At 47.7% G+C, this 419-nt stretch carries 1 tRNA gene and 1 rRNA gene; both read left to right on the plus strand.

Going from position 1 to position 419, the window contains the following annotated elements:
• Positions 1-73, plus strand: a 16S ribosomal RNA gene (locus F3J40_RS24650); the annotation flags it as partial.
• Between the two features lie 175 nt (positions 74-248).
• Positions 249-323, plus strand: a tRNA-Glu gene (locus tag F3J40_RS24655).
• Positions 324-419 lie beyond the last annotated feature (96 nt).

Raw genomic sequence — 419 nt, forward strand, 5'->3', positions numbered from 1 at the left:
TTTGTGATTCATGACTGGGGTGAAGTCGTAACAAGGTAACCGTAGGGGAACCTGCGGTTGGATCACCTCCTTACCTGAAGATACTTTCCCGCGAAGTGCTCACACAGATTGTCTGATAGAAAAGTAATGAGCAAGACTGGCTCTACGTTGGGGGTCTGGTGACAAATAACATTGTCGCTCGGTTTTCTGAAGAAAACCTCACCCTTACGTGAAATTAACGAATCAGTGATTCGTTAAGCAAATTTCACGTCCCCTTCGTCTAGCGGTTAGGACTCCGCCCTTTCACGGCGGCAACAGGGGTTCGAATCCCCTAGGGGACGCCACTTGCTTGGTGACAGGTGAAAGGTGTCTCCACGAAATATCTCAAAACTGACGGTTAACGTCGAGTTTGAGATATTGCTCTTTAACAATCCGGAACA

Origin of the sequence: Candidatus Pantoea multigeneris (assembly GCF_011752615.1) — a bacterium.
GTDB classification, from domain to species: Bacteria; Pseudomonadota; Gammaproteobacteria; order Enterobacterales; family Enterobacteriaceae; genus Pantoea; species Pantoea multigeneris.